This is a genomic window from Agromyces aureus (genome assembly GCF_001660485.1).
Lineage (GTDB): Bacteria > Actinomycetota > Actinomycetes > Actinomycetales > Microbacteriaceae > Agromyces > Agromyces aureus.
Map to the genome: position 1 here is coordinate 3,636,186 of NZ_CP013979.1, position 26,551 is coordinate 3,662,736.

General features: G+C 71.5%; 25 protein-coding genes. 13 read left to right on the forward strand and 12 right to left on the reverse strand.

Annotated features, from left to right (window positions below; translation table 11 throughout):
• The first annotated feature begins 31 nt into the window (after window positions 1–31).
• The 3 genes from ATC03_RS16305 to ATC03_RS16315 all read left to right on the forward strand — a co-directional run bounded on the left by ATC03_RS16305 (window position 32) and on the right by ATC03_RS16315 (window position 4,888).
• Entirely contained in the window at window positions 32–712 is a 681-nt protein-coding gene (locus ATC03_RS16305) for a DUF998 domain-containing protein (RefSeq protein WP_067879390.1), read from the forward strand.
• 346 nt (window positions 713–1,058) lie between these two features.
• The gene (locus ATC03_RS16310) at window positions 1,059–2,792 is read left to right on the forward strand and encodes an ABC transporter ATP-binding protein (protein ID WP_067879393.1); all 1,734 of its coding nucleotides are present in this window, start codon (window positions 1,059–1,061) and stop codon (window positions 2,790–2,792) included.
• Complete coding sequence (locus ATC03_RS16315; RefSeq protein WP_084003566.1) at window positions 2,789–4,888, forward strand: ABC transporter ATP-binding protein; 2,100 nt, start codon at window positions 2,789–2,791, stop codon at window positions 4,886–4,888. Before ATC03_RS16310 ends, ATC03_RS16315 begins: the two co-directional genes overlap by 4 nt.
• Before the next feature lie 75 nt (window positions 4,889–4,963).
• Here ATC03_RS16315 and ATC03_RS16320 read toward each other — a convergent pair whose 3' ends face one another.
• A complete protein-coding gene (locus tag ATC03_RS16320) occupies window positions 4,964–6,118 on the reverse strand; it encodes a serine hydrolase domain-containing protein (RefSeq protein ID WP_067882438.1) in 1,155 nt (384 codons plus the stop codon).
• 153 nt (window positions 6,119–6,271) lie between these two features.
• Between ATC03_RS16320 and ATC03_RS16325 the strand changes: the two genes are divergently transcribed.
• From ATC03_RS16325 to ATC03_RS16335, 3 genes are all read left to right on the forward strand, one after another.
• Entirely contained in the window at window positions 6,272–7,420 is a 1,149-nt protein-coding gene (locus tag ATC03_RS16325; RefSeq protein ID WP_067879397.1) for an alcohol dehydrogenase catalytic domain-containing protein, read from the forward strand.
• 78 nt (window positions 7,421–7,498) lie between these two features.
• Entirely contained in the window at window positions 7,499–8,248 is a 750-nt protein-coding gene (gene fabG, locus ATC03_RS16330) for a 3-oxoacyl-ACP reductase FabG (RefSeq protein ID WP_067879399.1), read from the forward strand.
• On the forward strand, window positions 8,245–8,721 hold the full coding sequence (locus tag ATC03_RS16335) for a MaoC family dehydratase (protein ID WP_067879402.1): 477 nt from the start codon (window positions 8,245–8,247) through the stop codon (window positions 8,719–8,721). The genes fabG and ATC03_RS16335 overlap by 4 nt, the downstream gene beginning before the upstream one ends.
• 101 nt (window positions 8,722–8,822) lie before the next feature.
• Here ATC03_RS16335 and ATC03_RS16340 read toward each other — a convergent pair whose 3' ends face one another.
• Complete coding sequence (locus tag ATC03_RS16340) at window positions 8,823–10,061, reverse strand: acetyl-CoA C-acetyltransferase (protein ID WP_067879405.1); 1,239 nt, start codon at window positions 10,059–10,061, stop codon at window positions 8,823–8,825.
• Between the two features lie 165 nt (window positions 10,062–10,226).
• Window positions 10,227–11,456, reverse strand: a complete 1,230-nt coding sequence (locus tag ATC03_RS16345) for an acyl-CoA dehydrogenase family protein (protein ID WP_067879408.1) — start codon at window positions 11,454–11,456, stop codon at window positions 10,227–10,229.
• 90 nt (window positions 11,457–11,546) lie between these two features.
• Between ATC03_RS16345 and ATC03_RS16350 the strand changes: the two genes are divergently transcribed.
• From ATC03_RS16350 to ATC03_RS16375, 6 genes are all read left to right on the forward strand, one after another.
• Window positions 11,547–12,260 (forward strand): QsdR family transcriptional regulator, encoded by a 714-nt coding sequence (locus ATC03_RS16350; protein ID WP_161490354.1) that lies wholly within the window; start codon window positions 11,547–11,549, stop codon window positions 12,258–12,260.
• The gene (locus tag ATC03_RS16355) at window positions 12,257–12,670 is read left to right on the forward strand and encodes an acyl-CoA thioesterase (RefSeq protein WP_067879411.1); all 414 of its coding nucleotides are present in this window, start codon (window positions 12,257–12,259) and stop codon (window positions 12,668–12,670) included. The genes ATC03_RS16350 and ATC03_RS16355 overlap by 4 nt, the downstream gene beginning before the upstream one ends.
• 142 nt (window positions 12,671–12,812) lie before the next feature.
• Window positions 12,813–13,961, forward strand: coding sequence for a phosphotransferase family protein (locus tag ATC03_RS16360; RefSeq protein WP_067879414.1), 1,149 nt, complete (start codon window positions 12,813–12,815; stop codon window positions 13,959–13,961).
• A 3-nt stretch (window positions 13,962–13,964) separates the two neighbouring features.
• Window positions 13,965–15,179, forward strand: a complete 1,215-nt coding sequence (locus ATC03_RS16365) for an acyl-CoA dehydrogenase family protein (RefSeq protein ID WP_067879417.1) — start codon at window positions 13,965–13,967, stop codon at window positions 15,177–15,179.
• Window positions 15,180–15,247: 68 nt separating this feature from the next.
• The gene (locus tag ATC03_RS16370) at window positions 15,248–16,861 is read left to right on the forward strand and encodes an AMP-binding protein (protein WP_067879420.1); all 1,614 of its coding nucleotides are present in this window, start codon (window positions 15,248–15,250) and stop codon (window positions 16,859–16,861) included.
• A 75-nt stretch (window positions 16,862–16,936) separates the two neighbouring features.
• Complete coding sequence (locus ATC03_RS16375) at window positions 16,937–17,164, forward strand: hypothetical protein (RefSeq protein WP_067879422.1); 228 nt, start codon at window positions 16,937–16,939, stop codon at window positions 17,162–17,164.
• Window positions 17,165–17,400: 236 nt separating this feature from the next.
• On the opposite strand, the gene ATC03_RS16380 is transcribed toward ATC03_RS16375, so the two are convergent.
• The 6 genes from ATC03_RS16380 to ATC03_RS16405 all read right to left on the reverse strand — a co-directional run bounded on the left by ATC03_RS16380 (window position 17,401) and on the right by ATC03_RS16405 (window position 22,818).
• Window positions 17,401–17,727, reverse strand: a complete 327-nt coding sequence (locus ATC03_RS16380) for a hypothetical protein (RefSeq protein ID WP_067879427.1) — start codon at window positions 17,725–17,727, stop codon at window positions 17,401–17,403.
• Between the two features lie 91 nt (window positions 17,728–17,818).
• Window positions 17,819–19,129 (reverse strand): ABC transporter substrate-binding protein, encoded by a 1,311-nt coding sequence (locus ATC03_RS16385; protein WP_067882442.1) that lies wholly within the window; start codon window positions 19,127–19,129, stop codon window positions 17,819–17,821.
• 5 nt (window positions 19,130–19,134) lie between these two features.
• Window positions 19,135–20,364, reverse strand: coding sequence for a branched-chain amino acid ABC transporter permease (locus ATC03_RS16390; RefSeq protein ID WP_084003567.1), 1,230 nt, complete (start codon window positions 20,362–20,364; stop codon window positions 19,135–19,137).
• The gene (locus ATC03_RS16395) at window positions 20,361–21,239 is read right to left on the reverse strand and encodes a branched-chain amino acid ABC transporter permease (RefSeq protein WP_067879430.1); all 879 of its coding nucleotides are present in this window, start codon (window positions 21,237–21,239) and stop codon (window positions 20,361–20,363) included. The genes ATC03_RS16390 and ATC03_RS16395 overlap by 4 nt, the downstream gene beginning before the upstream one ends.
• Window positions 21,239–22,027 carry an ABC transporter ATP-binding protein gene (locus tag ATC03_RS16400; RefSeq protein ID WP_084003568.1) on the reverse strand — a complete coding sequence of 263 codons (789 nt, stop codon included), beginning with the start codon at window positions 22,025–22,027 and terminating at the stop codon, window positions 21,239–21,241. The genes ATC03_RS16395 and ATC03_RS16400 overlap by 1 nt, the downstream gene beginning before the upstream one ends.
• The gene (locus tag ATC03_RS16405) at window positions 22,024–22,818 is read right to left on the reverse strand and encodes an ABC transporter ATP-binding protein (protein ID WP_067879433.1); all 795 of its coding nucleotides are present in this window, start codon (window positions 22,816–22,818) and stop codon (window positions 22,024–22,026) included. Before ATC03_RS16405 ends, ATC03_RS16400 begins: the two co-directional genes overlap by 4 nt.
• 139 nt (window positions 22,819–22,957) lie before the next feature.
• Between ATC03_RS16405 and ATC03_RS16410 the strand changes: the two genes are divergently transcribed.
• On the forward strand, window positions 22,958–23,899 hold the full coding sequence (locus ATC03_RS16410) for a DUF1214 domain-containing protein (RefSeq protein ID WP_067879436.1): 942 nt from the start codon (window positions 22,958–22,960) through the stop codon (window positions 23,897–23,899).
• A 180-nt stretch (window positions 23,900–24,079) separates the two neighbouring features.
• Here the strand turns inward: ATC03_RS16410 and ATC03_RS16415 are convergent, their stop codons facing one another.
• From ATC03_RS16415 to ATC03_RS16425, 3 genes are read right to left on the reverse strand one after another with little or no spacing between them, the layout of a single operon-like run.
• Window positions 24,080–24,850, reverse strand: a complete 771-nt coding sequence (locus ATC03_RS16415) for a glucose 1-dehydrogenase (protein WP_067882448.1) — start codon at window positions 24,848–24,850, stop codon at window positions 24,080–24,082.
• A 5-nt stretch (window positions 24,851–24,855) separates the two neighbouring features.
• Window positions 24,856–25,953 carry an NADPH:quinone oxidoreductase family protein gene (locus ATC03_RS16420; protein ID WP_227820136.1) on the reverse strand — a complete coding sequence of 366 codons (1,098 nt, stop codon included), beginning with the start codon at window positions 25,951–25,953 and terminating at the stop codon, window positions 24,856–24,858.
• Window positions 25,950–26,549 (reverse strand): TetR/AcrR family transcriptional regulator, encoded by a 600-nt coding sequence (locus ATC03_RS16425; protein WP_067879438.1) that lies wholly within the window; start codon window positions 26,547–26,549, stop codon window positions 25,950–25,952. Before ATC03_RS16425 ends, ATC03_RS16420 begins: the two co-directional genes overlap by 4 nt.
• Window positions 26,550–26,551 lie beyond the last annotated feature (2 nt).

Here is a 26,551-nt window from a genome sequence, read left to right on the forward strand (position 1 = left end):
GGTGTCCCGCAGAACCAGGAAGGCGAACAGGATGTCCACCACCGCAGAATCACCGCTCCCGACCTTCGATCGCGGGCGCGCCGTCACGAAGTCGCTCCTCGGCTGGGGTGTCGTCGCCGGCCCGTTCTACCTCGTCATCGGGCTGGCACAGGCGTTGTTCGTGCCCGGGTTCGATCTCTCGCAGCACGCCCTGAGCCTGCTGCTGCTCGGTCCGCTCGGGTGGATCCAGGCCGCGAACCTCGTGCTCAGCGGCATCATGGTGCTCGCCGCGGCCACCGGGTTCGCCCGGTTGCTGCCCGCGCCGCGCCGAACGTGGGCGGCCGTGCTCCTCGGGCTCTACGGCGCGAGCCTCTTCGCCGCGGCGCTCTTCCCGCCGGACCCGATGCGCGGGTTCCCCGTCGGAGCTGCGGGTGCCACGACCGCATCGATGAGCGGACTGCTGCACCTCGCGGCCGGGGCGATCGGGTTCGTGAGCCTCGCCGTCGCGGCCGTGGTCATCGGCGCCTGGTTCCGCCATGAGGGCCGGCGCGGTCTCGCCGTCGCCTCGTGGATCGCCGCGGCCGTCATCGTGCTCGGGTTCATGGGCGGCGCGGCGCTCTCGGCGACCTCGGCGGGCGTCGGCATGCTCTGGCTCGCCGTCGTCACCGGCTGGGCGTGGCTCGCCGCAGCGTCGCTCGCCGCGTACCGCATGGCACCCCGGCCCGACTGCTGAGCGGCCCCGCCCGGCCGCCGCAGGTCGGGCGAATCGGCCCGACACCCGCCCGGTCGATCGGATCGGGCGGATGTCGGTGGCCTGCGTCACACTCGAAGAAGCCCCGATCGGGCGGCGAACCCGGCCGGTGTTCGCCCTCCGAGAAACCGGGGTTCGAGGGGCGCCCTGCGCTTGTCTCCGGGTGACTCGCGTGCGAGGCTATAACGCTGCGCGAGCCCAGGGGGTGGGTTTTCGCGCGCCGACTCTGCCGAACCGCTGCGAAACGACCACGCGTCGTGGCGCGACATCCGTCGACCCATCCGCCCTCACCGCTGCATCACCGCCGCACCACCGGAGACCACATCACATGCTCGGAAAACTCCTCGTCAGATATCTGAAGCCCTACGTCTGGTTGCTCGTCGGGGTTCTGGTCTTCCAGATCCTCTCGGCCATCGCCACCTTCAACCTGCCCGACCTCAACGCCAAGATTATCGACAACGGCGTGGCCAAGGGCGACACCGAGTACATCTGGTCGACCGGCGCCGTCATGCTCCTGATCTCCCTCGGGCAGATCACGGCGTCGATCATCGCCACCTACTTCGCCGCGAAGGCCGCCATGCGCCTCGGCCGCGACATCCGCAACGACGTGTTCGAGAAGGTCAGCGGGTTCAGCGAGCGCGAGGTGTCGAAGTTCGGCCCCGGCTCGCTCATCACCCGCAACACCAATGACGTGCAGCAGGTGCAGATGCTCGCGATGATGGGCGCCACCATGCTCGTCACCGCCCCGATCCTCGCGATCGGCGGCATCTACTTCGCGCTCAGGCAAGACGTGGGGCTCGGCTGGATCATCGCGGTCGCCGTGACCGTGCTGCTCGTCATCGCGATCCTCATCATCAGCCGCATGGTGCCGCTGTTCCGCAGCTTCCAGCACAAGCTCGACAACGTGAACCGGATCATGCGCGAGCAGCTCACCGGCGTGCGCGTCGTCCGGGCCTTCGTGCGCGAGCCCATCGAGGAAGAGCGGTTCCGCGAGGCGAACACCGACATCATGATCGTCGGCCGACGCGTCGGGTCGCTCTTCGTGCTGCTCTTCCCGCTCTTCATGCTCGTGCTCAACGTCACGATCGTCGGGGTCGTCTGGTTCGGCGCCTTCGCGGTCGACTCGGGCGACGCGCAGATCGGCACCCTGTTCGCCTTCATGCAGTACGTGATGCTGATCCTCACGGGCGTGCTCATGGCGAGCTTCATGACGATCATGATCCCGCGCGCGGCGGTGTCGGCCGACCGCATCGCCGAGGTGCTCGACAGCACGTCGACGCTCGAGCGGCCCGCGAACCCCGTGCACGTCCTGCCCACCCCGGGCACGGTCGAGCTGACGAACGTCTCGTTCACCTACCCGGGTGCCGAGCACGCCGTGCTCGACGGCATCAGCTTCAGCGCGGCACGCGGTGAGACCGTGGCGATCGTCGGCTCCACCGGCGCCGGCAAGACCACGCTCGTGTCCCTGATCCCCCGCCTGTTCGACACCACCGGCGGCTCCGTCGCGGTCGGCGGGGTCGACGTGCGCGAGGCCGACCTCGACGTGCTCTGGAACTCGATCGGTCTCGTGCCGCAGCGTCCGTTCCTCTTCAGCGGCACCGTCGCCTCGAACCTGCGGTTCGGGCGCGAGGAGGCCACCGACGAAGAGTTGTGGCACGCCCTCGAGATCGCACAGGGTCGCGACTTCGTCGAGGAGATGGAGGGCCAGCTCGACGCGCGCATCGCGCAGGGCGGCACCAACGTCTCGGGCGGCCAGCGCCAGCGGCTCGCGATCGCCAGGGCGATCGTGCACCGCCCAGACCTGCTCGTCTTCGACGACTCGTTCTCGGCGCTCGACCTCACGACCGACGCCAACCTGCGGCACGCGCTCTGGCGCGAGCTGCCCGACGTGACGAAGATCGTCGTCGCGCAGCGCGTCTCGAGCATCACCGATGCCGACCGCATCATCGTGCTCGACGACGGCGCCATGGTCGGTGTCGGCACGCACGAGCAGTTGCTCGAGACATCCGACACCTATCGCGAGATCGTCGAATCCCAGCTCGGCGCGGAGGCAGCCCGATGACCACCGAACCCACCCAGATCTCCGAAGAGGAGAAGTACGAGCTCGAGCTCGCCGAGCAGGCCCGCCTGAACTCCGGCGACTGGGACAGCGTCGCACCCGGCAAGGCCTCGCAGTTCGGCCCGAGCTTCCGCCGTCTCATCGGCCTGCTGAAGCCCCATGCGCTCGCGTTCACGTTCGTCTCGCTGCTCGGCGCCGCCGGCGTCGTGCTCGCCGTGATCGCCCCCAAGGTGCTCGGCGAGGCCACGAACGTGCTGTTCGCCGGCGTCATCGGCAAGCAGCTGCCCGCCGGCATCACGGCCGATCAGGCCGTCGAGCAACTGCGCGCGAGCGGTCAGGACGACCTCGCGAACATCGTGCAGACGGCGGGCGTCGTGCCCGGCGAGGGCATCGACTTCGTCAAGCTCAGCCAGATCCTCATCGTCGTGCTGCTGCTCTACGTGATCTCCGCGATCCTCACGTGGGTGCAGGGCTACGTCGTCAACGTGATCATGGTGCGCACCATGTGGAAGCTGCGCGAAGACGTCGAGGCCAAGCTCAACCGCCTGCCGCTCAGCTACTTCGACAAGGTGCAGCGCGGCGAGCTCATCTCGCGCGTGACGAACGACATCGACAACATCACGCAGACCATGCAGCAGTCGCTGTCGGGTGCCATCACCGCGGTGCTCACCGTGGTCGGCGTGCTCATCATGATGTTCTCGATCTCGTGGCAGCTCGCCATCGTCGCGCTCGTTTCACTGCCGCTCATGGCCGTGATCTTCGGCGTCATCGGCCCGAAGTCGCAGAAGGCGTTCGGCATCCAGTGGCGCAAGGTGGGCCGGCTCAACGCGCGCGTCGAGGAGTCCTTCTCGGGCCACGCGCTCGTCAAGGTCTTCGGTCGCGAGGCCGACTCGCACGCGAAGTTCAAGGCCGAGAACGAGGAGCTCTACGAGGCCTCGTTCAAGGCGCAGTTCCTCTCGGGCATCATCATGCCGGGCATGATGTTCATCGGAAACCTCACCTACGTGGGCATCGCGGTGCTCGGCGGCCTCATGGTCGCGAGCGGCCAGCTGCGCCTCGGTGACGTGCAGGCGTTCATCCAGTACTCGCAGCAGTTCACCCAGCCCCTCTCGGAGCTCGGCGGCATGGCGGCCGTCGTGCAGTCGGGCACCGCCTCCGCGGAGCGCGTGTTCCAGCTGCTCGACGCCGACGAGCAGGACCCCGACGCGGTCGACTCCCCGAAGCCCGCCGAGGGCGACGGCACCATCGAGTTCGAGCACGTGTCGTTCTCGTACGCCCCCGAGCACCCGCTGATCCGCGACCTGTCGTTCCGGGTCGAACCCGGTCAGACGGTGGCGATCGTCGGGCCCACGGGTGCCGGCAAGACGACGCTCGTGAACCTCATCATGCGGTTCTACGAGCTCGACGGCGGGCGCATCCTGCTCAACGGCCAGGACATCGCCGAGCTCACGCGTCGCGACATGCGCGCGAAGACCGGCATGGTGCTCCAGGACCCGTGGCTGTTCGCCGGTTCGATCCGGGAGAACATCCGCTACGGCCGCGAGTCGGCGACCGACGAGGAGATCCTCGAGGCCGCCCGCGCGACCTACGTCGACCGGTTCGTGCACTCGCTGCCCGACGGCTACGACACCGTGCTCGACGAGGAGGCCTCGAACGTCTCGGCGGGCGAGAAGCAGCTCATCACGATCGCCCGTGCGTTCGTGGCGCAGCCCTCGGTGCTGATCCTCGACGAGGCGACCTCGTCGGTCGACACCCGCACCGAACTGCTGCTGCAGAACGCCATGGCCGCGCTCCGCGAGGGGCGCACGTCGTTCGTGATCGCGCACCGTCTCTCGACGATCCGCGACGCCGACCTCATCCTCGTGATGGAGCACGGCGACATCGTCGAGCAGGGCAGCCACGACGAGCTCATCGCTCGCGAGGGCGCCTACTGGCGCCTCTACAACTCGCAGTTCGAGCAGGCCGCGGCCGACCTCGACGCCGAGGCGGCACTCGCCTCCGGTGGCCAGGAGGCCGCACTGGTCGGCGCCTCGACCGGGTCGGTCGAGGCCATCGACGGCGACCGGTCGGGCGAGGCGACGCCCACGAGCGAGGCGTAGCGCGACTCGAGATCCAGAGCCCGGATGCGGCGTCCTCGGACGCGGCATCCGGGCTCTCGTGGTTCTCGGGCCGCGTCAGGCGCTCACGTTCGCGCCCAGCGCGGCATAGACCGCGCGCGTGTAGGCATCGGAACGCGGCGAGCCGATGATGCCCGGCGACATCTGGTTCATCACGTAGGCGAACGTCGTGCGCCGATCGACGTCGTTGATGACGATCGACCCGCCCCAGCCGCCCCAGAACGCGACGCGGCCCTCGGGGATCCAGGGCGTGCTGGCCGGGTTCGATACTGCGAACCCGAGGCCGAAGCGAAGCGGCAGGCCGAGCACGAGGTCGACGTTGTCGGTGTGCTCGGCGAAGATGCGGTCGACCGTCGCCGGCGAGAGCAGGCGCACGCCGTCGACCTCGCCGCCGTTCGAGACGAGCGCGTTGATACGCGCGACCGATCGGGCGTTGCCCTGGCCTCCGGCTCCGCCGACGCCCGCGGCGCGCCATTCCCGCGTCCACGTGACCTCGGCATCGAGCGGCGGGCCGGTGTAGGTCTTGAACGCCGGGGAGTCGGGTGGGATCGCCGAGAAGTCCAGCGTCCCCTGTGGCGGAACGACGTTGCTCACGCGGTGATCCTCGGAGGCGGGAAGTCCGAGCCAGAAGTCCGCGCCGAGCGGGCCGGCGAGCTCCTCGGCGACGTACGTTCCGAGGGAGCGTCCGGTGATGCGGCGCACGAGCTCGCCGATCAGGTGGCCGTAGTCGAGCAGGTGGTAGCCGGAGGCCGCGCCGGCCGGCCACCACGGCGGCTGCGACGCGAGACGCGCGGCTGCGGCATCCGTGTCGAGGATGTCGGCGCCCGTGATCGGCTGCGCCCAGCCCGAGACGCCCGACGTGTGCATGAGCACGTGCTTGACGAGCACGCCCTCCTTGCCGGCGGCGGCGAACTCGGGCCAGTAGTGGGCCACGGGCAGCTCGGGATCGAGTTCGCCGCGGTCGATGAGCACGAGCGCGGCGAGCGCCGTGACGGTCTTCGAGATCGACCAGACGTTCGTGATCGTATCCTGCTGCCATTCGGCGGTGTGCTCGAGGTCGGACCAGCCTCCCCAGAGATCGACGACCGGCTCGCCGTCGACGATCACCGCGAGCGAGGCGCCGAGCTCGGCGCCCGAGGCGAGTCGGCGCTCGAACTCGTCGCGGAGCCCCGCGAAGTCGTCGTGCACGTGTCCGTGGATGGGAAGGCTCATCGTCGAGGCTCCTCGGGTCGAGTGGTGGTCGGGTGCGGCGTCGCGTGCTGCGTGCTGCGTGTTCCTGGTTCGATTCGCGAGCATACCGCGCGGTCGGTATGCTTGTCACGCGCGGTGTCGCCACGACCCGCTCGGCCGTCGAGGAGGACGTGCATGCAGATCATCGGGGCGGTGCTCGAGACATCCGGCGCTGAAGCGCCCTTCGCGGTTTCGCGCCCGTTCACGGTCGGGCCGCTCGAGCTCGATCCACCGGGCGCCGGCGAACTCCTCGTGCGCATCGAGGCCGCGGGCGTGTGTCATTCAGACCTCAGCGTCGTCGACGGCAACCGTCGGCGCCCGACGCCCATGTTGCTGGGCCACGAGGCATCTGGCATCGTCGAGCAGGTCGGCGAGGGCGTGACCGACGTCGCGAGCGGCACGCGCGTGGTCATGACGTTCCTCCCCCGCTGCGGCGAGTGCCCCGAGTGCGCGAGCGACGGGCGCCTGCCCTGCCGCGTCGGCAGCGCCGCGAACGGCGCGGGCACGCTCACGGGCGGCGGCATCCGCCTGCACCGCGACGGCGCGCCCGTGCACCACCACCTCGGCGTCTCGGCGTTCGCGAGCCACGCGGTCGTCAGCCGCACCTCGGTCGTGCCGGTCGACCATGACGTGCCGGCCGAGATCGCCGCGCTCCTCGGCTGCGCGGTGCTCACGGGCGGCGGCGCCGTGATCAACGCCGGCCGGCCATCCCCCGGCTCCCGAGTCACGATCGTCGGCCTCGGCGGCGTCGGCATGGCCGCGCTGCTCGTCGCGGTCGCCCTCGGCCACGAGGTCGTCGGCGTCGATGCGCTGCCCGCCAAGCTCGCGACCGCGATCGAGTTCGGCGCGAGTGCGGCCTACGCGCCCGACGAGGCCCTGCGTGCGGCATCCGCCCCCGAGGCCGGCAACGGCAACGGCCGAGCGGATGCCGCGGGGCTCGCGCCGCTCGTCATCGAGGCCGCCGGCTCGGCCAGAGCCTTCGAGACCGCGCTCGCGTTCACCGCGCCGGGCGGCACGACGGTCACCGTCGGCCTGCCGGCGCCCGATGCCCGCGCGACGATCTCCCCGCTGACGCTCACCGCGGAGGCCCGAACCGTCATCGGCAGTTATCTCGGCTCGGCTGTGCCGGACCGCGACATCCCGCGCTACGTGGAGCTGTGGCGGGCGGGGCGCCTGCCCCTCGAACGGCTCGTCTCGTCGCGCATCCGCCTCGACGAACTCGACGCGGCCATGGATCGCCTCGCCGCCGGCGGGGAACTCCGCCAGCTCATCACGCTCGACTGAACCCGCTCGACTGAACCCGCTCAACCGAACATCACTCGGCCGGCCCTCGGCCGATCACCCCGACGAAAGGAACGTCGCATGACCCGCACCGCCATCGTCACCGGAGCCGCGCGCGGCATCGGAGCCGCCACCGCGAGACGCCTCGCCGCCGACGGGTTCGCCGTCGCCGTGCTCGATCTCGACGCTGCAGCCTGCGCCGACACCGTGGCCGCGATCGAGGCCGACGGGGGCCGCGCGATCGCGGTCGGCGCGAACGTCGCCGACTCGGCCGCCGTCGCGGCTGCCGTCGCCCGGGTCGCCGACGAGCTGGGGGCGCCGACGATCCTCGTGAACAATGCCGGCATCCTGCGCGACAACCTGCTCTTCAAGATGACCGACGACGACTGGGACGCCGTGCTCGGCGTGCACCTGCGCGGCGCGTTCCTGATGACCCGGGCCGTGCAGGCGCACCAGGTCGAGGCGAAATGGGGTCGCATCGTGAACCTCTCGAGCACCTCGGCGCTCGGCAACCGCGGGCAGGCGAACTACGCCGCCGCGAAGGCCGGTATGCAGGGCTTCACGAAGACGCTCGCGATCGAGCTCGGCCGCTACAACGTGACGGCGAACTCGGTCGCGCCGGGCTTCATCGCGACCGACATGCTGCGCCAGACGGCCGAGCGCATGGGCATCACGAACGAGCAGCTGCTCGAGGGCGCGGCCAAGGAGATCCCGGTCGGCCGCGTCGGCCAGCCAGAGGATGTCGCGGCCGCCGTGTCGTTCTTCTGCTCGGATGCCGCGTCGTTCGTCTCGGGCCAGGTGCTCTACGTGGCGGGCGGGCCGAAGGCATGAGCGCGACGCCCGGCTCCCCGCTGCGGCTCGCCTCGCCCGCCGACCTGCTCGACGCGGTCGGCACGGCCATCGGCCCCGGCGCCTGGTTCGAGGTCGACCAGGCCCGCATCGAGCGGTTCGCGGATGCCACCGACGACCACCAGTGGATCCACGTCGACGTCGAGCGGGCCACCGCCGGCCCCTTCGGCGCCCCGATCGCGCACGGGTTCCTCACGCTGTCGCTGCTCACCGCACTCGCCACCCCGCTGCTCGAGGTACCGGGCGTCGCGATGGGCGTGAACTACGGCTTCGAGAAGGTGCGGTTCCTGCAGCCGGTGACCGCGGGCTCGCGCGTGCGAGCGGTCGGAACGCTCGCCTCGGCCGAGCCGACCGGCAGCGGCATCCGGGTGGTGCAGGACCTCACGATCGAGATCGAGGGATCGGAGCGCCCAGCGCTCATCGCCCAGTGGGTCACGCTCCTCGTGCCCGCCTGACCACCGGTTGGCCTCCTGCGCACGAGGACGGTTCGTGCGCAGGAGGACGGTCCGAACCGTCCTCCTGCGCACGAACCGTCCTCAGGTGTGCGGCGCTGGCGTCAGACGCGCTCGAGCACGAGGGCCATGCCCTGGCCGCCGCCGACGCACATGGTCTCGAGGCCGTAGCGTCCGCCGGTGGCGGCGAGCCCGTTGATGAGCGTCGAGGTGATGCGCGCGCCCGTCATGCCGAACGGGTGTCCGACGGCGATCGCACCGCCGTGCACGTTGAGCCGCTCGGGATCGACGCCGAGCTCGCGCGCCGACGGGATCACCTGCGCGGCGAACGCCTCGTTGAGCTCGACGAGGTCGATGTCGTCGATCGAGAGTCCGGCGCGGGCGAGCGCCCGGCGCGACGCCTCGACGGGTCCGAGTCCCATGATCTCGGGCGAGAGCCCGCTGACGCCCGTCGATACGATGCGGGCGAGCGGCTGCAGCCCGAGCTCGTCGACGATGCGGTCGGAGACGACGACGACCGCCGCGGCGCCGTCGTTGAGCGGGCAGCAGTTGCCGGCGGTCACGGTGCCGTCGGGGCGGAACACGGGGTCGAGCCCCGCGAGGGCCTCGACCGTGACGCCGGCGCGCGGTCCGTCGTCGGCCGAGACGACCGTGCCGTCGGCGAGGGTCACGGGAGTGATGTCGTTCGCCCAGAATCCCGAGGCGATCGCCGCTTCGGCACGCTGCTGGCTGCGGGCGGCGAAGGCGTCCTGCTCGTCACGCGTGACGCCGCGCAGCTCGGCGACGTTCTCGGCCGTCTGGCCCATGGCGATGTACGCGTCGGGCAGCAGGCCGTCGATGCGGGGGTCGTGCCAGGGGCGCAGGCCCGCGGCATCCGCCCCACCGACGGCTCGGGCCTGCGTGCGCGCCTCGGCCTCGTCGAAACGCGGGTTGGTGAGCTTCGCGCCCGGGATGTAGTCGGCCGAGCCGACGCCCATGTTCGACACCGACTCGACGCCCGCCGAGATGAACACGTCGCCCTCGCCGGCCTTGATCGCGTGGAAGGCCATGCGCGTCGTCTGCAGGCTCGACGAGCAGTACCGGTTCACGGTCGTGCCCGGCAACCCGTCGAGTCCGAGCAGCACGGCGACGATGCGCGCCAGGTTCATGCCCTGCTCACCGCCGGGCTGGCCGCAGCCGAGCAGCAGGTCCTCGACCCGGGCGGGGTCGAGCGCCGGAACCGCGGCGAGCGCGGCCTCGACCATCTGCACGGTGAGCTCGTCGCCGCGGATGCCGGCGAGCGACCCCTTGCGGGCGCGGCCGATCGGCGAGCGGGCGGTGGCGACGATGTAGGCCTCGGTCATGGGTGGTCTCCTGTCGGGCGGTTCGGGCGGGGAGTAGGGGCTGGCGGTTCGGGCGGGGATGGTTGGGGGCGAGCGGATGCCGCGTGCGATGTCGCTGGTCTCGAGACGGCGCTGGCGCGCCTCCTCGACCGACGAACAGCGAGCGGATGCCGCGGCATCCGGAGTTCAGACGAAGGCGGCGATGCCCGTGATGGCGCGGCCGACGATGAGCGTGTTCATGTCGTACGTGCCCTCGAACGTATAGACGGCCTCGGCGTCGGCGAAGAAGCGCGCGGCACCGTGGTCGAGCTGGATGCCGTTGCCGCCCATGAGTTCGCGACTGCGGGCGACGACCTCGCGCATGCGCTTCGTCGCGAAGGCCTTGGCCATGGCCGAGTGGTGGTCCTTCTGGGCGTCCTCGTCGAGCATCTCGCTCACGCGCACGCAGAGCGCGATCGACGCCGTGATGTCGGCGAGCGAGTCGGCGAGCTTCTGCTGCACGAGCTGGAACGAGGCGATGGGCTTGCCGAACTGCACGCGGGTCTTCGCGTAGGCGAGGGCGGCCTCGTAGGCGCCGACGGCGACGCCGATCGCCTGCCACGCGACATCCGCTCGGGTGAGGCGCAGCACGATGGCGACGTCGCGGAACCCGTGGATCTCCTGCAGCCGGTCGGACTCGGGCACGATCACGTCCTCGAGCACGATGTCGGCGTTCTCGACAGCGCGGAGCGACTGCTTGCGCTCGATCTTCGTGGCGGTGAAGCCCGTGGCCGGCTGGCGCACGAGGTAGCCCTTGACCTGGTCGTCGGCCGTGTCGCGCGCCCAGATGACGACGACGTCGGCGAAGGTCGCGTTGCCGATCCAGCGCTTGGCGCCGTTCAGCACCCACTCGTCGGTGCCGTCGGCGTTCGTGCGACGCGTGGCCGTGGTCTCGAGGCCCTTCGCGGTGTCGGAGCCGTGCAGCGGTTCGGTGAGGCCGAAGGCGCCGATGAGCTCGCCGCGCGCCATCGGCTCGAGCCACTCGGCCTTCTGCTCGGGCGAACCACCGACGGCGATCGCGTTCATCGCGAGCCCGGAGTGCACGCCGATGAAGGTCGCGGTCGACGGGTCGACACGCGCGATCTCGAGGGCGATCCAGCCGCGGTAGACGGCCGAGTTCTCGAAGTGCGCGACCTCGGGGATGCCCGAGCCGAAGAGGCCGAGCTCGGCGAAGCCGGGGATCAGGTGCCGCGGGCTCGTCGTCGCCTCCCAGCGGTCGTCGGCGCCGGGGCGCACCTCGCGCTCGAGGTAGTCGCGGATCTCGGCGACCGAGGCCTGCTCGGCCGGGGTGAGGCGGCCCATGAAGCCGTAGAAGTCGGCGTCGAGCACGGCGCCGGCCGTCGCGGCCTCGGACTGGGGGTCGAGTGTGAGCGTCATCGCTTCTCCGTTCGTCGGTGAACTCCTCCCACTATGCATCATTTTCGAGAATGTTGCACGCTCGTGTTCGGCGGCGAGTAGAGTTCCGGCATGCCGACGACGACCGGAACCGCCCACGAGATCGCCGAGGTGGGCCTGCGCGCCGCACCCTCGTGGCTCTCCGAACGCCTGGCCGACGGCGGGCACGCCGACGCGGTGCGCGCATTCGAGCTCGCACGCGAGACCTTCATCAGCGGCCGTCGCATCGACATGGGCTCGCTCGCGACGACCCTCGGCGTCGACCGCACCTCGCTCTTCCGCTGGGTCGGCAACCGCGACGCCCTGCTCAGCGAGGTGCTGTGGTCGCTCGCCGTACCGACGCTCGTGCTCTCGGAGCACGCGACCGAGCGCCTGCACGGCGCCGAGCGCGTGGCCGAGCAGCTCTCGAGCTTCGCTGGCGCGCTGATCAGTGCGCAGTACTTCCGCGACTTCCTGCGCCGCGAACCCGCCCGCGCGCTGCGCCTGCTCACGACGACCGAGAGCGAGATCCAGCGCCGCTACGTCGCCACCGCCCGCTGGCTCGTCGAACGCGAACTCGGCGGGCGCCCGCTCGGCGGCGCGATCACGACCGACGAGCTCGCCTACCTGCTCGTGCGCGTCTCGGAGTCGTTCACCTACGCCGACCTCATCGCCGGCGACACCCCGAGCGAGGCGCGGGCGCGGCGCGCGTTCCGCATCCTGCTGCGGGCCGACCTCGCCGGGGCGACGGATGCCTCGACGGAGGACGCCGCGCCGACGGATGCCGCAGCCGAGGTCGCGCCGTGACGCACCGCCCCGAGCGCCGCCCGTTCACCACGCGCTGGAACGACAACGACCAGTACGGGCACGTGAACAACACCGTCTACTACGAGGCCATGGACACGGCCGTCAACACGTGGATGATCGAGCACGCCGGCCTCGATCCGCACGGCGACGAGCCGATCGGGCTCGTGGTCTCCTCGAACTGCGAGTTCCGCGCGTCGGCGTCGTTCCCCGAGCCGCTCGAGGTCGCGATCGGCGTCGAGCGCTTGGGCTCGTCGAGCATCACGTGGTCGCTCGGCATCCACCGCAGCGGCGAGGCCGAGCCCATCGCCGAGGGCCGCTTCGTGCACGTCTTCGTCGATGCCGGGTCGCGTCGCCCCGTGCCGATCCCGGCCGGCATCCGCTCCGAGGTCGAGGCGCGCCTGCTCGCGTGAGTCACAGGGGCGAGCGGATGCCGCGGCATCCGGTTCACGAACATACCGACCGCGCGGTATGCTGTCATGACGGGCCGATGAAAGGCCCCTCGCGCACCACGGCGGTGCGGGCACCACGGCGGTGCCGGAAAGGCGATCGACGATGACCGACACCCCAGGGCTGAACCTCGAGGGCTTCTCCGCATGGCTCGCCGAGGCGCACCCCGAGCTCGCCGAGACCGGTGCCGAGACCGGCACCGGCGTGGACCCCGCCCCGTGGTCCGCGACCCTCATCGCCGGCGGGCGCAGCAACCTCACCTATCGCGTCGACGGCCCGCGGGTGCCGCTCATCGTGCGCCGCCCACCGCTCGGCCACGTGCTCGCGAGCGCCCACGACATGGGGCGCGAGCATCGCGTGATCAGCGCGCTCGCCGATTCGGGCGTGCCCGTGCCGCCCGCGGTCGACCTCGTCGACGACACCGAGGCGGCGCGCATCACCGGCACCCCGTTCTTCGTGATGCGCGTCGTCGAGGGCGTCGTGCTCGCGAATCCGCGCCAGAACGCCGACTACACGCCCGCCGGACTGCACGGCCTCGGACTCGAGTTCGCGGCGACGCTCGCCAGACTGCACACGCTCGACGCGGCATCCGTCGGCCTCGCGGACTTCGGTCGACCCGACGGGTACCTCGACCGCCAGCTGCGCACCTGGCGACGACAGCTCGAAGCCTCGCGCAGCCGCGACCTGCCCGAACTCGACCGCCTGCAGCAGCGACTCGAGGAGCGGATGCCGCCGGCGGGCGACCTGCGCAGCGGCATCGTGCACGGCGACTACCGCCTCGACAACGCGATCATCACCGGACCGGCCGACCGGCCGCGCATCGCGGCGATCCTCGACTGGGAGATGGCGACCCTCGGCGACCCGCTCGTCGACCTCGGCATGCTCGGCATGTACTGGAACATCGCGTCGCTCGCCCCCGACGCCGTCGGGCTCACGCGCAGCGCGGTCGACCCGGCCGCGGGCTACCCGGGGTTCGACGAGCTCGTCGATCACTACGCGCAGGCCGCCGGCATCCGCCCGCCCGACCTCACCTGGTACCGGGCGTTCGCGGCCTACAAGCTCGCGGTGATCCTCGAGGGCATCCACTACCGCTACCGCCAGGGTCAGACCCTCGGCGAGGGCTTCGACCGCATCGGCCAGCTCGTCGAACCGCTCGCGAGCACCGGCCTCGCCCATGCCACCACGAGCTCGACGGGCGCCGGTGCGGCGACCACGAACTCGACGACCACGAACTCGACGATCGCAGGAGCCTGACGTATGGATTTCAATCACGACGATCGAACGCTCGACCTCATCGACCGGGTCGAGGCGTTCGTGCACGAACGGGCGATCCCCGCCGAGCCGGTGCTCGACGCACAGCTCGCCGCGACCCCCGGCGAGTGGCGGTTCCGGCCCGTCGTCGACGAGCTGCGCACGGCCGCGCGCGCCGAGGGCCTGTGGAACCTGTTCCTCCCCGGCGAGCGCGGCGCGGGCCTCACGAACGTGCAGTACGCGCCGCTCGCCGAGCGCACGGGCTGGTCGCCCCGCCTGGCCCCGGTCGCGTTCAACTGCGCCGCACCCGACACCGGCAACATGGAGGTGCTCGCCGACTTCGGCACGCCCGAGCAGCAGGCTCAGTGGCTCGACCCACTGCTCGCGGGCGACATCCGCTCGTCGTTCTGCATGACCGAGCCGGATGTCGCGTCGAGCGACGCCACGAACATCGCCACCCGCATCCGCCGAGACGGCGACCACTACGTGATCACGGGTCGCAAGTGGTGGTCGACCGGGGCGATGAACCCCGACGCGGCGATCTTCATCGTGATGGGGCAGACCGATCCGGATGCCGAACGCCACCGGCAGCAGTCGATGATCCTCGTGCCCCGCGACACCCCCGGTGTGCGCATCATCCGGCCTCTGACGGTGTTCGGGTACGACGACCGCGACCACGGCGGGCACGCCGAGATCGCGTTCGACGACGTGCGGGTGCCCGCCGGCAACCTCATCGCCGGCGAGGGCGAGGGGTTCGCGATCGCGCAGGCCCGGCTCGGGCCCGGCCGCATCCACCACTGCATGCGCGCCATCGGCATGGCCGAACGCGCGCTCGCCCTCGTGACCGAACGGGCGAACTCGCGCGTCGCGTTCGGTCGGCCGCTCGCCGAACAGGGCGTCGTGCGCGAGTGGGTGGCCGAATCCCGCATCCAGGTCGAGGCCCTGCGCCTGCTCGTGCTGAAGACCGCATGGCTGATGGACACCGTCGGCAACCGGCAGGCCATGACCGAGATCCAAGCCATCAAGATCGCCGTCCCGAGGGCCGTGCAGCAGATCCTCGACCGCGCCATCCAACTCTTCGGCGCCGCCGGACTCTCGGCCGACCAGCCCCTCGCCGAGATGTTCGCCGGCGCCCGTTCGCTCCGCCTCGCCGACGGCCCCGACGAGGTGCACCTCAACGCCCTCGGGCGGGCCGAGCTGCGCAGGGCACCGCGCGCCTGACCGTCGGCCGCGACATCCGCTCACCCACGAACTCCCGCACCATCAACGACGATGAAAGGACCCCGCGCATGACCCCCACGGCTCCCCACCCCGCCGACCCCGCGGTCGACGGCGACGGCTTCGGCACCCTCTCGGTCGCGAGCATGCTCGCCGAGTCGGCCGCCCGCATGCCGGCCCGCGCCGCCCTGCACTTCATGGGCCAGACGATCGACTACGGCACCCTGTGGGACCAGAGCCGTGCGTACGCCGGCGCCCTGCGCGATCAGGGCATCGGTCGCGGCGACCGGGTCGCGATGCTCGTGCCGAACGTGCCCGACTTCGCCCGCGTCTACTACGCCGCGCTCGCGCTCGGGGCGGTCGTGGTGCCCGTGCACCTGCTCTTCAAGGCCGAGGAGATCGGGTACGTGCTGCGCGACTCCGGCGCCGACGTGCTCGTCGCCGCCGGTCCGCTGCTCGGCGAGGCCGTGCCCGCCGCGACGGCCGCGGGCGTGCCGCTCCTGACCGTGCTCACGCCGCCCGTCGAGGCCGGCGGGCCCGACCTCCCCCGACTCGAGGCGTTGGCCGCGACATCCGCCCCCATCGAACGACACGTGTCGGTACGCCCGACGGATGCCGCGACGATCCTCTACACGAGCGGCACCACCGGCACGCCGAAGGGCGCCGTCGGCTCGCACCTCGCGATCGTCGAGCAGGTGCACTGCGCGCTCATCGACGCGTTCGACATGCGCGCCGACGACGTCGTGTTCGGCGGGCTGCCACTGTTCCACACGTTCGGGCAGACCGCGGTCATGAACATCGCGTTCCGCAAGGGCGCGTCGATCATCCTGCTGCCCAGGTTCGACCCCGACGAGGCGCTCGAGCTCATGAACGCGCACGGCGCGACGGTGTTCACGGCCGTGCCGACGATGTTCGTGGGCATGGTCGAGGCCGCGGCCCGCGCCGACGCGCGTCCGCCGCTGCGCTACGCCGTGTCGGGCGGTGCCGCGCTGCCGGTGGCGCTGCTCGAGGCGTTCGAACGCGCGTACGGCGCCGAGGTGCACGAGGGCTACGGCCTGACCGAGACCTCGCCGACGGTGTCGTTCAACATGGTCGGCGAGCCGATCCGCCCGGGCACCGTCGGCCGCACCTACTGGGGCATCGACGCCGCGATCGCCGACTCCGAGGTCGAGGGGCGCATCGAGTTCGTCGACCAGCCCGGCGCGCTCGGCGAGATCGTCGTGCGCGGCCACAACCTCTTCAAGGGCTACCTCGGCCGACCGGACGCCTCGGCCGAAGCCGTCGTCGACGGCTGGTTCCGCACGGGCGACCTCGGCACGATCGTCGACGGCATCATCACGATCGTCGACCGCAAGAAGGACATGATCGTGCGCAACGGCTACAACGTGTACCCGACCGAGGTCGAGGCCGTGATGATGCGGCATCCGGATGTCGCCATGGCCGCCGTCTTCGGCGTCGCCGACGACACCCGCGGCCAGGAGGTGCACGCCGCGGTCGTCGCCCTCGACGGGCACGAGGTCGACCCCGAGGCGCTCGTCGCCTTCACCAAGGAGCGGATCGCCGCCTACAAGTACCCGCGCGTCGTGCACGTCGCCGAATCGCTCCCACTGGGCGGCAGCGGCAAGGTGCTGAAGCGCCAACTCGTCGAGCAGTACTCGCCGGAGGCGGTGCGCCAGGCGCCCTGACGAGGTCGCATGTCGACACTCCGGCCGGACGTGGTACCTGTGGGCCTGCACATGTTGCCGAGGTAGCGTCCGGTCATGAGTGACACGCATGGCTCGATCCGTCCCTCGCCCGCCGTCCCCGACGCGCAGTTGCACCTCTTCCACGCCGCCGACGTCGAGAATCGCAATGTCGCGGCCTTCTGGGCGCAGTACGACCTTGCCCCTCATAGCCGACGACGGTGGTTCGACGCGGCCGCGGCGTACTGGGGATCGGCTGCCACCACGGAGGTCGGCGCGGAACGCCGTGAGTCGAAATACCGCTGACGAGTCGACCGCGCCACGATCGTGCCATGAACCCGTCCGAGCGCGACACCGGGGGCGCCGAGAGAGCTGAACGCCAGCTCGCCACCAGCGTGCGCCGCCCGATTCGGACTCGCCGGCGACGGCAGCCGGATTGGTGCGGCGTTCGACAGAGGAAGACATACGCATTTCTCCCGTGCCCGTACCCGTGCCCGTGCCGCGAGCATGTGGCGGGCCGGGCGTGCCGCGGCGACCCCTGCTCAGTCCCAGTCGTACGACTCCGGGTCCCGTCCGTGTCGCTCCGCGAACTGCGACCGGAGCTCCGCCTCGGTGACGACCTCGCCCGCGGCAAGACGTTCGAGATGGGGAAGCAGCCAGTCGCCGTCGGCGCCGCCGACCTTGTCCCGAAGCCGGCTGAGGACGAATGCGGGTTCGAAGCGGCCTCCGGCGGACCCGTGACCCGCACCCTCGGAGACGGCCACCTTGGGTTCCGGCCCGGATACGCTCACGTCGATCCAGTACGGCCACGTGAAGGCATCGCCCTCGTTTCGGTCGAGCCAATTCGAGGCGAGTCGCAGATACCGCATGGACCCACCGTACGACGGGGCGATCGGCTCGAACGACGGATGCCCCCGACCTCGTGGGCCAGGGGCATCCGCCGTCTCGGTACCGTGCGAGCTACGACGTGGGGAGGCCGTCGTTCTCGAGCGGCACGGCGTCGCCGTCGAAGGGCTCGACGCCGCCGGATCCATCGCTCACGTAGGTGACGCCGATGAAGTCCTGCACGCCGTCGGCCACCGTGGTGATGGAGACGCCCTTGTAGGCGGCGTGGCTGTCGGCGCCGAACGAGAGCGGCACGAGGCCGTTGCCGACGAGGTCGCCCGACTGGATCGCGTCGACGATGCCCTGGCGGGTCGGGTTCTCGCCGGCCTTGGCGAGGGCTTCCGCGAAGAGGTACCCGACCGACATGCCGAACACGGTGTTGCCGTCGAAGGGCGCACCGTCGTTGTACTCGTCGTTGATCTGGCGGAACAGGTCGTCCCACTCGTTGCCGGGCGCATAGGGCAGGTAGTTCGTGGTCACGAAGCCCTCGAGCAGCAGCGGCGCCGCATCGCCGAGGAATCCGGCGAGCGTCACGTAGTCGCCGCCCGATGAGGAGGACATCCACTGCGCCTGGTAGCCGAGCTTCGCCGCCGTGCCGATGGCGAGCGCCGTGAAGCCGTTGACGGTGGCGAGCATGTTCACCTCGCAGCCGGCGGCCTTCATGGCGCCGATCTGCGCGACGACGTCCTGGTTCGAGACCGAGTAGCGCTGCACGCTCGCGAGCGATCCCTCGCCGAGCACGTTCTCGAGGCCCTCGATGAACTCGTCGCCGAAGTCGTCGTCCTGGCCGAGCACGCAGACCGACTTGCCCGCGAACTCGTCGTCGGCGTACTGCGCGAGCGCCTCGGCCTCGGTGACGTAGTCGGCGTTGAACCCGAACGTCCACGGGTACTTCTCGGGCTGGTTCCAGCTGGTGGAGCCCGAGGCCACGAACAGGTCGGGCACCTCGTTCTGGTTGAGGTAGTCGAGCACCGACGTGTGCGTCGGCGTGCCGAGGCCGTTGAGGATCGCGAACACCTCGTCGTCCTGCACGAGCTCGCGCACGACCGTCTGCGTGTTCGCGGGGTTGTAGCCGTCGTCCTTCACGAGGTACTCGATCTCGCGGCCGTTCACACCGCCGTTCTCGTTCAGGTAGGCGAAGTAGGCCGTGGTCGCGGCCGAGATCGACGAGTATCCGGCCGCGGCCGGCCCGGTCAGCGGCTGGTGGGTGCCGATCGTCACGGTGTCGTCGGTGACGCCGGGCGCGGCTTCGGCGGGGTCGGCCCCGCTCGGGGTGCTGCACGCGCTCATCGCGACGAGCAGGGCGGATGCGGCCGCGATCGCGGCGGCGGTGCGCGTCGGTGCGCTGCGCGTCGCGGCGGCGGTGCGCTGCGGTGCTTGGGACATGGTGGTCACCTCTCTGTTGTGGTGGGGATGGGTTCTGCTGCGGAGCTGGTGCGAGGTTCGGGGGCGGGCGCGGGCGCGGAGTCGAGCTCGGGCACGTTGTCGGGCGCCGGCACGACGGCCGACGGCGTCGCGGAGGCGCCGCGTCGCGGCATCCGCTTCGGAAGCACCCCGCGAATGCCGCCCGGCCAGGCCGCCGTCACGACGATGAGCAGCACGCCGAACACGAGCACGGGCAGGTTGCCCGTGAGGCGCTGGGCGGCGTCGGCCGAGAGGTCGAGCGCGCCGGTCGCGGTCTGGATGACCCACGGCAGCATGACGATCACGATCGACCCGAGGAACGCGCCGAGCAGGCTGCCGAGTCCGCCGATCACGACGGCCACGACGAGCAGCAGCGAGAACGCGAGCGTGTAGGCGCCGGGGCTCACCGACTGGGTCACGAAGCAGAGCACCGCGCCGCCCGCACCGGCCGCGATCGAGCTCGCGGTGAAGGCGAGCACCTTCACGCGTCCGGCGCGCACGCCCTGCAGCCGGGCGGAGGTCTCGTCGTCGCGCACGGCGCGCATGCCCAGGCCGGCGGGCCCGTTGCGCAGCACCGCGAGCCAGGTCACGACTGCCGCGGCCACGAGGATCGCGACCCACGCCTGCCACTGCTCGACGGCGATGAGCGTGCGCAGCGCCTCGGGCACCCCGTCGTACGCGATCTGCACGCCCTGGTCGCCGCGGAACACGCCCGAGAACACCGAGGTGAACGCGGGCAGCGCGATCACGAGCACGAGCGTCACGCCCGAGAGGTACGGCCCCTTGAGGCGCGCGGCGGCGAGCCCGAGCAGCAGGCCCAGCAGGGCGGATGCCGCGACCGCCGCCGCGAGCGACACCACGAAACGCGGCACGCCGTCGACCCCTGCGTCGGTCAGCGCGTTCGAAGCGAGCGCGTAGCCGTACCCGCCGGCGGCCATGAGCGCGGCGTGCCCGAGCGAGAGCTGACCGGTGAGGCCGATCAGCAGCGTGAGCCCTGCGGTCGCGCAGAACGTCGCGGCGATGAGGGCGAACTGGTAGTTGCGGTACGGGTCGAGCAAGAACGTCGCGCCGATCGCGACGAGCGTGAGCACGAGCGCGGTGACGAGCAGGCGCGGGGTCGGGCGGCGTGCACCCGCACGGCCGTTCGCGCTCCCGCTCGCGCGGATGCTCGTGGTGAGCGGCCCGGCTGTGCGGGGCTCCTGGGCGTCGGCGCTCATGCGGTCCTCGCCTCGGTCGCGGCGAAGAGCCCGCCGGGGCGCACGAGCAGCACGGCCACGAGCAGCCCGAGCACCGCGATGGGGGCGACGGTCGCGCCGAGGTATCCGGTCACGAGGCTGATGAGCACCCCGACGACGAGTCCCCCGATGAGCGCGCCGGGCGGCGAGTCGAGCCCGCCGACCACGGCGACCGTGAACGCCGAGACGAAGAGCAGGTCGGCCGAGTGCGGGTTGAGGCCGAGCTCGGTCGGCACGAGCAGCAGCGCCGCGAGGGCGCCCACGGCCGACGCGAGCACCCATCCGGCCGTGACCATGCGGGCCACGCGCACGCCGAGCAGGCGCGACACCTCGGGCGCGAATGCCGAGGCGCGCAGCTGCAGGCCGAGCGAGGTGCGCGTGAAGAGCAGCGCGAGCACGCCCATGAGCCCGATCGCCACGACGAGCACGAACAGGTCGTACGGCGAGAGCACGGGCACCCCGCCGAGCACGATCGGCGTCTCGGGGAACGGCGCCTCCATCGGGCGCGCGTTCGGTCCGAACGCGATGCCGAGCAACGACTGCAGCACCATCACCACGCCGATCGCGATGATCACGCCCGAAAGGGGTGACGCATGCGTCGCGAAGCGCATCACCCCGCGCTCGACGATAAGGCCCATCAGGCCGCCCGCGACGAGGGCGCTCGCGAGGCCGATCCAGTACGAGCCGGTGAGTCCGGTGACGGCGAAGGCGACGTAGGTCGCGACGACGGCCATCGCCCCCTGGGCGAAGTTCACGACGCGCGCGGCGCGCCAGATGAGCACGAGGGCGAGGGCGAACAGCGCGAAGATCGCGCCGCGCGCGAGGCCGGTGGCGAGGAGGAAGAGGAGGCGGTCCATCAGAATCCCAGGTAGGCGTGGCGGAGGGCGGAGTCGGTGCGGAGGTCTTCGGCCGGACGATCGGCGACGACCTCGCCGAGGTTCAGCACGACGCCGTGGTCGGCGACGGCGAGGGCGCTCGTGACGTTCTGCTCGGCGAGCAGCACCGTGAGGCCGCGCTCGTCGCGCAGCGTGCGCAGCACGGCCATGATCTGGGCGACCACGCGGGGCGCGAGCCCGAGCGAGGGCTCGTCGAGCAGCAGCACGCGCGGCTCGGCGATGATCGCCCGGCCGAGCGCGAGCATCTGCCGCTCGCCGCCCGAGAGCTGGTGCCCGGCGGAGCGACGGCGGCGCGCGAGCGGCTCGAACATCTCGTAGACGCCGTCGACGGCCGCGGTGAGCCGCCGCCCGCGGAAGCGCTGCAGGCCACCGAGGCGCAGGTTCTCGTCGACGGTGAGCTCGGCCACGACGCTGCGTCCCTCGGGCACCTGCGCGAGTCCGGCGCGGGCGCGGTCCTCGACCGAGACGCCGGCCAGGTCGACGCCGTCGAACACGATGCGACCGGATGCCGCGGGCACGAGTCCCGACACGGTGCGGAGCAGCGTGGTCTTGCCCGCTCCGTTCGCTCCGAGCAGGGCGAGGATCGTGCCGGCCGGCACGCGCACGTCGACGCCGCGCAGCACGGGCGCGCCGCCGTAGCCGGCGGTCAGGCCGTCGAGGTGCAGCTCGGCGCCGGCGCGCTCCGCGACGCGGAGGGCGTCGCGCGCACTGCGAACGGCAGCTGCGGTGGCGTGCGGTTGCGCGCTCATGCGGCCGGCTCGATCCCGAGGTACGCCTCTTCGACGCGGGGGTCGGCACGCACCTCGTCGGGCGTGCCGCAAGCGATGACGCGTCCGAAGTCGAGCACGACGATGCGGTCGGCGACGCCCATCACGAAGTCCACGTGGTGTTCGACGAGCAGCACCGAGCATCCGGATGCCGCGACCGCGCGCACGACGTCGGCGAGCGCGTCGATGTCCTCTTCGCCGAGTCCGCCGGCCGGCTCGTCGAGCAGCAGCAGGGTCGGACCCGTCACGAGGGCGCGTGCGAGTGCGACGCGCTTGCGCTCGGGGTAGGGCAGGGCGGCGACCGGCCGTGACGCGAGGTGGGCGATGCCGAGCCGCTCGAGGCATCCGCTCGCCTGCGTCGTGGCGTCGGCGCGCGACGTACGACCGACCGCTCGACCGCTCGCACCCGATTCGAGTGGCACGAGCACGTTCTCGAGCACGCTCATCGAGTCGAAGAGGCCGAGGCCCTGGAGCGTGCGGGCGACGCGCCGGGTGACGAGCCCGGTCGGACGACTCGGCGCGGAGACGCCGTCGATGCGGATCTCGCCGGCGGCCCGCCGCACGAGACCGCACACGGCGTTGAACACCGTGGTCTTGCCCGCGCCGTTGGGGCCGATGAGGGCGACGACCTCGCCCGCGCCGACCTCGAACGAGACGTCGTCGAGCGCGGTGAGCCCGCCGAAGCGCACGGTCAGCTGGTCGACCCGCAATCGCGGTTCGGGAACGGATGCAGCGGCGGAGGTCTGCTCCGCGCCGCTCGGCGTGTGGTTCATCGGCACCTCTTCGTGTCGGTTGCAAGGTCACTGTACAACAGATACCGACCAGACGGTATGCCCGAGTTCCGCACTCGCGCGACGCGCCGCCCACCGCCGCCTCGACCTCCCGTGCGAGGGTGCGTGCGACGATCGGACGGTGAGCATCCACGTGAACGTCGACAACTTCGCCCGCGCCGAGACCGACCGCATGTTCCACGACCTGCAGCGAAATGCCGGCGGCGTCGGCCGGTTCCTGCACAATCGCGAGCCCGCGTCGGTCGAGGAGCAGGCCGTGATCCGCATGAACCGCGACACGCTCTACAGCTTCGCGGTGGTCGATGCCACGGCCGGCGCCACGCTGACGCTCCCCGAGCACGGCGATCGCTACCTCTCGGCGATGGTCGTCAACGAGGACCACTACATCGACGCCGTCTTCCACGATCCGGGCGAGTACGAGATCACCGCCGAGCGCTTCGGCACGCCGTACGTCGTGGTCGCCGTGCGCACGCTCGTCGACCCCGCCGACCCGGCCGACATCGCCGCGGTCGCCGCGATCCAGGACGCCATCTCACTCGCCACCGGCGCCGACGCGACCCCGTTCGAGTCCCCCGAGTACGACACCGCCTCGCTCGACGAGACCCGCGACGCACTGCTCGCCCTCGCCCGCAACCTCACGGGCTTCGACCGCACGTTCGGCGCGAAGCACGAGGTCGACCCGGTGCGTCACCTCATCGGCACCGCCGCGGGCTGGGGCGGCCTCCCGAGCAGCGAGGCGTCGTACCTCGGCGTCGACCCGCGACTGCCGGTCGGCACCTACGAACTCACGGTGGCGGATGTCCCGGTCGACGGCTTCTGGTCGATCTCGGTCTACAACGCGAAGGGGTTCTTCGAGCCCAACGAGCGCGGTGCGTACACGGTGAACAACATCACCGGCGTGCGCAATGCCGACGGATCGACGACCGTGCGCTTCGGCGACTATCCGGCCGACGTGCCGAACGCGATCCCGATCACCGAGGGCTGGAACTACCTCGTGCGGCTCTACCGCCCGCGCGCCGAGATCGCCGACGGCAGCTGGACCTTCCCGACGCTGAACGTGTAGCCGACCGTCACTGCGTCACGGGGCGCGCCGCAGCTCCGACACGCGGCGTGCGTTCGCCGGGGGGTCACGAAGTGCGGCATCCGGATGCCGGGAGTCGACGCATCGTGACCCCTCGGCGCACTCGATCGGCGCGGCGCAGCCGGGCGCGGGGCGGCGCGGCGCGGCGCGCACACCACGCGATCAGTGGTGCGGGATGCCCGCGATCATGCCGCCGTCGACGACGAACTCCGCGCCGCTCGTGAACGACGACGCGTCGCTCGCGAGGAACACGATCGTGCCGGCGACCTCGTCGGGCATCGCCGGGCGCCCGAGCGGGATGTCGAGCTTCGACGGGTCGATGCGGGAGGTCATGTCGGTGAGGATCAGCCCCGGATGCACCGAGTTCACCCGGATGCCGGAGGCCCCGAGCTCGACCGCGAGCGACTGGCTGAGCCCGCGCACGCCAAACTTCGACGCCGTGTAGCCGTGCAGCCCGGGAGATCCGCGCATGCCCTCGACCGAGGAGATGTTGATGATCGAGCCCGAGCCCTGCGCCTTCATCGCGGGCACGACAGCGCGGCATCCGAGGAACACGCCCGTGAGGTTCACTGCGATCACGGCGTCCCATTTGGCGAGGGTGAGGTGCTCGATGGGCGCGGCGTTCGCGATGCCGGCGTTGTTCACGAGCACGTCGATCGAGCCGAAGGCGTCGATCGACGCCGCGACGGCCGACGCCCACGAATCCTCGTCGGTCACGTCGAGGTGCACGAACCGCGCCCGCTCGCCGAGCTCGGCGGCGAGCGCGCGACCCTCGTCGTCGAGCAGGTCGGCGGCGACCACCCGGGCGCCCGCCGCGTGCAGGGCGCGCACGTAGGCCGCGCCGAGTCCGCGCGCGCCGCCGGTCACGAGGGCGACACGGCCGCCGAGGTCGAGATCGACGCGAGCAGCGGATGCCGCGACCGCCGTCGACACCTCGTTCACGCCCGGTCCCCCGACCCGCCGACGCGCACGACGAGCCGCCCGACGGTGGCCCCGCCCGCGAGCTCCTGGATCGCCGAGGGCGCGTCCGCGAAGTCGACGACCCCGCCCGCGACGGGCGAGATCGCCCCGGCATCCGCGAGCCGCACGAGCTCGGCATGCGCCTCTCGCACGAGTTCGGGCCGGATCTGCTGGTAGAGCGCCCAGTGCAGCCCGAGCACCGAGTAGTTCTTGACGAGCGCGTGGTTCGCGCGCACGGGCGGGATCTCGCCGCTCGCGAAGCCCACCACGACGATGCGACCCTCGAACGCGATGCACTTCGTCGTGCGCGTGAAGGCGTCGCCGCCCACCGGGTCGAACACGACGTCGGCGCCGCGCCCGTTCGTGAGCTCGTTGACGACGGCGGCGAAGTCCTCGGTCTCGGCGCGCACGATGACGGTCTCGGCGCCAGCGGCGCGGGCGGTCTCGGCCTTGGCGGCGGATCCGACGACGGCGATCACTCGGGCGCCGGCCGCGACGCCGAGCTGCACGGCCGCGGTGCCGACCCCGCCGGCCGCCGCGTGCACGAGCAGCGTCTCGCCCGGCTGCAGCGCGGCCCGACGGTGCAGCCCGAACCACGCCGTCTGGTAGGCGATGACGAGCCCGGCCGCCTGCACGTCGTCGAGCGACGCGGGCGCGAGGTGCGCGGCATCCGCCTTCACGATCGCGTACTCCGAGAGCACGCCGATGTGCGAGGCGACGACCCGGTCGCCCGGCTCGAACGCGCGCAGGCCGGCCGCAGCTGCGGATGCGGTGACGCCGTCGCCCACCGCGACGACCTCGCCGACGAGCTCGATGCCCGGCACGAACGGCAGCTCCGGACGCACCTGGTACTCGCCACGGCAGAGCAGCACGTCGGGGAAGTTCACCGCGACCGCACCCGTGCGCAGCAGCAGTTCGCCCGGTCCTGGCGTCGGCACCGGCACGTCGTGCAGTTCGAGCACGTCGACGGGCTCGCCGTGGCGCACGACCCGCCACGCGCGCATGGCGTCCGGCAGTGCGCCAGCCTCGACGGCGACGGTCGCCGCGGCGCTCGCCTGCGGCATCCGCTCGCTCATCGCGCGCCGCCGTTCGCCGCCCGCGCATCGATGCCGGCGAGGTACAGGTCGGTCAGCTGCTCGGCGAGGAGCGTCTTGCCCTCTGGCCCCTCGGGCGAGTACCAGTGCGAGAGGTAGTGCACGTCGGCGAAGAAGTTCGCGATGAGCACCGGGCGCGGGATGTCGCTGCGGTACAGCCCCTCGGCCTGCCCCTGCTCGATGAGCGCCGCGAACGTGTCGTTGTAGTCGCGCCGCCGGCGGGTGACCTCGGACTGCCTGGGCGCCGTGAGCATGTGCATGCTGCGGAAGAACACGGTGCCCTCAGGCAGGAAGTCGATCGACGTCTCGATGACGTCGACGCACACGGCCCGCACGACGTCGCCGACCGCTCCCCCGCGCTCGATGATGGCGTCGAGGTGCTCCTTCTGCAGCGAGAGCATGCGGTCGTAGATGCCGAAGAGCAGGTCGTCCTTCGACTGGAAGTAGTGGTACATCGCGCCCTTGGTGACGCCGGCCGCCTCGACGACCTGCTGCACGCTCGTGTTCGCGTACCCGTTCGCGGCGAACAACTCGACGGCCGCTCGCATCACGTCGTCGGCGACGTTGGTGTCCTTCATGT